Below are 6,055 nucleotides of genomic sequence, written 5' to 3' on the forward strand. Positions count from 1 at the left end.
AACTGTGGTACTGCTAAAGGGTGCTACTACGGTGGTGTGCCACCCGGATGGCAGGCTATACTTCAACACCACTGGAAATTCCGGCATGGCTACGGCGGGGAGCGGCGATGTGTTAACCGGCATTATTGCTGGATTTATTGCACAAGGGTATGGGCCCTTTGAAGCAGCGGTATTGGGCGCCTTTGTCCATGGCTATGCGGGCGATTTGGCAGCTGATGCTTACGGCCAGGCAGGAATGGTGGCTGGTGATATACTTGAGGCCTTGCCACTGGCGCTTAAGGAGATGTATAATTTGCGGACAGGTGATTGTAAAAGATAGTTACATCGTATATAATACTAAATATAGTTACGATATTTACATCGTATATAATTAAATATAGTTACGATGCTGTTAGCAATCAGCGTGAGGTTAAACATATGTCTTCCTACTTTTCCACGCTAGGTATAACTGGATTCAAGCTGGAGGACATGGATACTTTTGTGCAAGGGGGAAGCTCCGGTTTTGCTGTGGAGCAGTTAAGGTGGGAATCTTGAGTACATAATTTATAGGAGGTGCCCACTGTGGCTGAATTGAAGAAAATTTTGGTGAGCTTACCTGATAGCCTCTTGAAGGAGGTCGATGAGATTGTTGCCATTGAGAAGAGAAACAGGAGTGAATTTATTCGAGAGGCCATGAAACTTTATATCAGGGAGCGGCATAAGATGGAAATAAGGGAAAAGATGAAAAAGGGCTACGAAGAGATGGCAAAAATAAATGCTGAATTGTGCAAGGTAGGATTTGAATCTAGCAATGAGGCTTTGGCGACTTATGAGGCCCTTTTATCGGAGAGTGAATGATTGGTTATGATAGTGAGAAGGGGAGAGATCTATTACGCTGACCTCAGCCCTGTGGTGGGATCGGAGCAGGGCGGAGTGAGGCCGGTGCTCATAGTCCAAAATGATATAGGGAACAAATACAGTCCCACCGTTATTGTGGCGGCTATTACATCCCAAATCAATAAGGCCAAGCTCCCCACCCATGTGGAGCTTAGCGCATCTGAGTATGGCTTGCCCAAGGATTCAGTTATATTGCTGGAACAAATAAGGACTATAGATAAGAAGAGGCTTAGAGAGAAGATATGTATGTTATCCCCTGAGGTTATGGAAAAAGTGAATGAGGCGCTGCAAATAAGCCTTGGCCTTATAGACCTTCTTTAAAAGTCGGGGGATGATATCTAGTTTTTAAAGATAGGGCTTATTGTTTATAAAAGGTAATCGATGTTCTTATATGATATTTTACTGCTCCGGATGAAGGGATTAAAAGGTGTACGGCATGAAGAAGCTGTATTCAGCGATAAAGGATTATGTACTCATTGTGGTGGGAACGTTTCTAACCGCTCTGGCGTTTAATTTCTTTTTGATACCGCACAAAATTGCTCCAGGGGGATTGAGCGGTATAGGCACGGTAGTATACTACCTCTCTGGTATACCAGTGGGCGTTACCATGCTGGTTCTCAACGTTCCCCTGTTTATAATAGCCATAAAAGAGCTGGGTAAGGACTTCGGGTTCAAGACGTTTTTGGCTACGGTATTATTATCGGTGTTTACTGATTTCGTCAAGGTGCCATCGCTTACGGATGATTCCATACTGGCTTCCATTTATGGTGGGGTGTTGATGGGCATCGGTTTGGGCCTTGTCTTCCAGGGTAACGCCACGACGGGTGGGACTGATCTATTTGCCAAGATAGTACACAAGTTTTTTCCTCTGCTGGGAGTGGGATGGATACTTTTTGTAGTTGATTTTTTGGTGGTGATAACGGCGGCCATCGTGTTTGGGCCAAGCCAGGCGCTTTATGCGCTGGTATCTCTGTACTTGAGCGCGCGAGTAATAGATCTGATGCTGGAGGGATTAAACTCGGCCAAGGCTTTCATCGTCATTTCTGACCATGCCGATGAAATCAGCCATAGGATTATGACAAATATGGACAGAGGTGTGACTTTTCTGGAAGGCAGAGGGGCCTACACCATGCAAAGAAAAAATGTGATCCTGTGCGTCGTCAATAGGGCGCAGGTGGTGCAGCTAAAGGCCATCGTAAACGAGGTGGATCCTTTAGCTTTTGTTTTGGTTACCGATGTTAGAGAGGTGATGGGTGAGGGCTTTTGATTTAGAATTTAAACTTCAAGGCTATTGTTTAGGGGCAAAGGGGTTGTCAAATGGTTAATGAACGTAATATCATGATCTGTGTGACGCGGCAAAAAGCCTGCGAGCGGTTGATTAAAACGGGCGAAGAGTTGGTAAAAGGCTATGGTAACGCTAAGCTATATGTGGTGCATGTGGCAAAAAACGGAGAAAACTTTCTAGGAAATCCTGATGAAGGGGAAGCATTGGATTACTTGTTTCAGGTTTCCAAGAAGGCAGGTGCAGAGATGACGGTGCTTCGCTCTGACCACGTGGTGGACACGCTGGTGGATTTTGCGAGAAGGAACAATGTCTCCATTGTGGTTATGGGGGAATCGCCCGGTTCTCGAGGAACTGGCGATAAAAACATAATACAGGAGATGGAGAAGCGCCTGCCCGATTTGGAGCTTAGGATTGTGCCTCAAGTTTAGGGTTTGAACTTTTCCACCAGCTGTTTAACCCAAAGCCTATGGGGTGCTTCCACTATGGCCATGGGGTCGGAGGATTGGCTCCTTGATTCTGGGAAAAGAAGTATTTTAGGGCCCTTTCGGGATTGGTTTTCCCATACATGAGTATGGAACAACACGTAGTCGATATACCCCTCTTTATATACGATGAGGGTAATTTCTCCCCAGGTTTTGGGGAATATTTCCTTATAATGCGCATCTTCAATTATTGGGACTCGAATAACAGGAGTTAGGCCTTGAGCATTGGTCTTAAACTTTTTTCCTAGCTCTGGGATGACTACAGCTGCACCTTCAATGGGGGCTTCGGTAAAGCCATCCATCACTTGGGGTTGTATATATCCGTAATGGGACTCATTGATAGAGGCTATCTGTGAAAATGCGCCGGTATAATGATGGGAGTTTTCTCCAAAGAAAGAATAGCCGTTGTATATCAGCGAAAGGATAGCCACCATTACTACCGCAATTGTCATCAAGGATTTGGCCTTATCATGCACGTTTTTTCACCTCCATCATTGACATGTATATTCATTTTGCAGATCGTTATAGTACTTACCTCATCGAAGTTTTTCAAATCTTTGTGACCTATATATGGCGTATATTGTATTTGCGATTTGTATTTGCGATGGAGGTGACGGGCATATCGGTTTTAAGCATCAGATATTGTTATGATTGTCATCATGGAGTACTTGATCTATTACAATTACCAGGGCCAAAATAAAAGCGTAGTTCTCATCATCTGCAATATCTACGCCATAGGTATCTCTAAATGATAGCCATTTCTTGGATACCTGCGCTACCCATCGGCCATTTTTAATGATGGAAAAGTTCATGCCCCAGAAATCGCCCTGGATGGTATAGCTCCCATACACACTCCAGATGCTGAACCGCGGCTTAAAGAAGGAAAAATCCTTTTTTACCGTTGCTACGGCCTGACCCGACCTGTATATGGTATATTGGGGCAAGAGCCGCATTAATTTCTGTTCGATGTAAAATAGCTCTTGGCCCATCAGGTCATAGATTTTCAGCTTGTCACCCAAGGAAAATACTTTGCCCTTCACTATAAAGCGATCGTTGCCATGGTCGTCCTTGATGACGAAGTTGTCTCCAAAGGAGAATATCTTCTGCTTGACTAAAAATCGCATTATAAAGCTCCTTTCTTTTTTTATTGGTGAAACCCCCATTGGTTTTAATAATATTATTTGAGGTCCTTACTGGATGTTAATATCAATTGGCGAATCATTCGATAGTATAAGTTATCGCGCAATGTTCATTGAGGCAAATCGGCTTCAGCATGTTGCCCTGAGACTATGGGGAGGGTAAAATATATGATGGTGTGTTGCCCTTTGACGCTCTCTGCCCATATCCTGCCTCCGTGTTCCTCGATGATGTGCTTGCATATTGCCAGACCCAGCCCAGTGCCTCCGTAATTTTGTGAGCGGGATTTCTCGCCACGGTAGAAGCTCTCAAATATATGGGGAAGGTCTTCGGGAGAAATGCCCTCTCCATTATCTTTGACAAAAACTTCAAGGAAAGCTCCTGAAACCCTGGCGCCTATTATGATTTGCCCATCGTTTGGTATATGCCGCCTGGAGTTTTCGACTATGTTGTCTATGACCTGCGATATTCTTTTGCTATCCGCTTTGACATATACCTCGGGTAAAGGGCGCTGTACTATGAGCTGTAACGAGCTGTTTTGGGCTTCCACCTCGAGGGGCGAGAGTATCTCTTCCAGCATTATTCTGCTGTTTTGTACCCTAAAATTGGTAGGCAGTTTTCCCACCTCCATCTGCGAGAAGTGGAAAAGATCGTCTATCAGGCGGTCGAGTTTGTCTGTCTTGTCCTTTATTATGTTTAGATATCGCTTGAATTTTTCCGGGTCCTGCGCTAGGCCGTCCTGCAGCGCTTCCACATATCCTTTAATTGAAGCAATGGGAGTGCGCAGGTCATGGGATATACTGGCAATCATGGTCTTACGGGAATTCTCGTACATGTTTTGTTTTTCTAGGGATTCCTTTAGCTTGCGCCGCATCAACTCGAAAGCCTGACAAAAACGTCCCAGCTCGTCGTTTTTGCTGTAGGATATAGTGAAATCCAAATTGCCCTGGGATATGTTTTGTATGGCTAAATTGAGTTCATTCAAAGGTACTAGAACGCTTCTGGAGATAAGCCACGAGAGCAATATTATCAATATGACCAGCGATGCTAGACCTAGCATGTAACTGCCGCCCATGTATAGGATCACCTTATGAAGTACCTTTGGTGGGAGCATATCCAGAGCATACTGGATTATTATGCTGCCTACTACTTTATCGTCGATCTTAATGGGAAAAGAGTACTGGTTCATGCCATTTATGTCTTCTTCCAGATTTAAGGCAAATCCCTCCGAGATGTTTACTTTGAGGATTCTGTTTTCAAGAGAGCCCTCTCTGTCTTCGGAGTCAAAAAGTAGCCTTCCCGAATTATCGATGACCTGTAATCTGCACCCGGTTTCCTTCAGAACCGAACTTATGGTTGCATAAAATTGGTCGTAGTTTTGGATATTAAAGTAGTTTTGAGTGACCAGATCTATAATTTTTTGGAACCTCAAATCTATCTTGGAAAACCTGATTATCTCAGGGTCGGTCTTTATGTTTACTGTGGCTATTTTTATGGATATCAGGGTGATGATGACAGGTATGGTTATGATGATTATAAAAGACAATATCAACTTTGTGCGAAAAGTAAACCTCATGCGCTACCTCCTGTAAATTTATAACCCACACCCCATACGGTCTGTATATATACGGGGTTTGAGGGGTCTTCCTCGATTTTTTCCCTTATCTTGCTTATGTGGACGGTGACCGTATTTATGTCCCCGTATTCGTTATAACCCCATACATGCTTGAATATCTCTTCTCGAGTAAATACCTGGTTAGGATGTAAGGCTAGAAAGCTCAATATTTCAAATTCCTTTGTGGATAAGGATACGGGTTGACCTTTAACGTATACGGTATGGCCGCTGAGATCGATGAGAAGGTCGTGAAACGACAGTACTTCGGCCTTTCTTGGAGCATATGTAAACTGCCTGTAGCGCCTCAGCTGAGCCTTAACCCGTGCTACCAGCTCCTTTGGGCTGAAAGGTTTCGTCACATAATCGTCTGCTCCAAGGCCCAGGCTCAGTATCTTGTCAGCATCGCTTTTTTTGGCGCTTAACATGATTATGGGAATGGCGGACTTGGCGCGTATTGCCTTGCACACCTCCATGCCGTCCAGCTTTGGCAGCATTATATCCAAAATGGCCACGTCAGGCTGATACTTCTGATATTTTTCAAGCGCGTCCTGGCCGTCAAAGGCCAGTATTACGTTGAAACCATCCAGCTCAAGATAATCCCTTACCAGCTCCGCGATTTCCCTTTCATCATCTACGACCAGTACGGTTCCCTTTTGCATA

General features: G+C 44.5%; 9 protein-coding genes. 5 read left to right on the forward strand and 4 right to left on the reverse strand.

Annotation, left to right across the window (positions count from 1 at the left end):
* From FWJ59_RS07350 to FWJ59_RS07370, 5 genes are all read left to right on the forward strand, one after another.
* On the forward strand, positions 1-319 hold a 319-nt coding region (locus FWJ59_RS07350), incomplete at its 5' end, for an ADP-dependent NAD(P)H-hydrate dehydratase (protein ID WP_414481303.1).
* 242 nt (positions 320-561) lie between these two features.
* Positions 562-837, forward strand: coding sequence for a CopG family ribbon-helix-helix protein (locus tag FWJ59_RS07355; protein WP_414481304.1), 276 nt, complete (start codon positions 562-564; stop codon positions 835-837).
* Between the two features lie 6 nt (positions 838-843).
* On the forward strand, positions 844-1,197 hold the full coding sequence (locus FWJ59_RS07360) for a type II toxin-antitoxin system PemK/MazF family toxin (RefSeq protein ID WP_414481311.1): 354 nt from the start codon (positions 844-846) through the stop codon (positions 1,195-1,197).
* A gap of 115 nt (positions 1,198-1,312) precedes the next feature.
* A complete protein-coding gene (locus FWJ59_RS07365; RefSeq protein ID WP_414481305.1) occupies positions 1,313-2,143 on the forward strand; it encodes a YitT family protein in 831 nt (276 codons plus the stop codon).
* Positions 2,144-2,193: 50 nt separating this feature from the next.
* Positions 2,194-2,589, forward strand: a complete 396-nt coding sequence (locus FWJ59_RS07370) for a universal stress protein (protein ID WP_414481306.1) — start codon at positions 2,194-2,196, stop codon at positions 2,587-2,589.
* Here FWJ59_RS07370 and FWJ59_RS07375 read toward each other — a convergent pair.
* The 4 genes from FWJ59_RS07375 to FWJ59_RS07390 all read right to left on the reverse strand — a co-directional run bounded on the left by FWJ59_RS07375 (position 2,586) and on the right by FWJ59_RS07390 (position 6,054).
* Positions 2,586-3,119 (reverse strand): hypothetical protein, encoded by a 534-nt coding sequence (locus FWJ59_RS07375; RefSeq protein ID WP_414481307.1) that lies wholly within the window; start codon positions 3,117-3,119, stop codon positions 2,586-2,588. The genes FWJ59_RS07370 and FWJ59_RS07375 overlap by 4 nt on opposite strands.
* 159 nt (positions 3,120-3,278) lie before the next feature.
* Positions 3,279-3,767, reverse strand: coding sequence for an LURP-one-related/scramblase family protein (locus FWJ59_RS07380; protein ID WP_414481308.1), 489 nt, complete (start codon positions 3,765-3,767; stop codon positions 3,279-3,281).
* 125 nt (positions 3,768-3,892) lie between these two features.
* Positions 3,893-5,356 carry a sensor histidine kinase gene (locus FWJ59_RS07385; RefSeq protein ID WP_414481309.1) on the reverse strand — a complete coding sequence of 488 codons (1,464 nt, stop codon included), beginning with the start codon at positions 5,354-5,356 and terminating at the stop codon, positions 3,893-3,895.
* On the reverse strand, positions 5,353-6,054 hold the full coding sequence (locus tag FWJ59_RS07390; RefSeq protein WP_414481310.1) for a response regulator transcription factor: 702 nt from the start codon (positions 6,052-6,054) through the stop codon (positions 5,353-5,355). The genes FWJ59_RS07385 and FWJ59_RS07390 overlap by 4 nt, the downstream gene beginning before the upstream one ends.
* Position 6,055: the final 1 nt, after the last annotated feature.

Origin of the sequence: Caldicoprobacter sp. (assembly GCF_047459465.1) — a bacterium.
Taxonomy (GTDB): domain Bacteria; phylum Bacillota; class Clostridia; order Caldicoprobacterales; family Caldicoprobacteraceae; genus Caldicoprobacter.